Genomic DNA, 409 nt, shown 5'->3' on the forward strand with positions numbered 1-409 from the left:
ATACGGGGGCGGATGCCCTGATGATAGGCCGCGCAGCTCAGGGAAGACCCTGGATCTTTCGGGAAATCCAGCACTATCTGGACACTGGGGAGCTGCTGGCTCCGCTGCCACTGGCAGAGGTTAAGCGCTTGCTTTGCGCGCACGTTCGGGAACTGCATGACTTTTACGGTCAGGCAAAAGGTTACCGAATTGCACGTAAACACGTCTCCTGGTATCTCCAGGAGCACGCCCCGAATGACCAGTTTCGGCGCACATTCAACGCCATTGAGAATGCCAGCGAACAGCTGGAGGCGTTGGAGGCATACTTCGAAAATTTTGCGTAAACAGAAATAAAGAGCTGACAGAACTATGTTCGAACAACGCGTAAATTCTGACGTACTGACCGTTTCTACCGTTAACTCTCAGGATC

Annotated in this window: 1 protein-coding gene; it reads left to right on the top strand. The window is 52.8% G+C overall.

All coding sequences use genetic code 11. From position 1 onward, the window contains the following. Positions 1-323, top strand: a 323-nt coding sequence (locus AC1DKD_RS42270) for a tRNA-dihydrouridine synthase (RefSeq protein ID WP_477144870.1), incomplete at its 5' end; no start/stop codon positions are given. Positions 324-409: the final 86 nt, after the last annotated feature.

The organism is Cupriavidus sp. 05T313 (assembly GCF_056396665.1).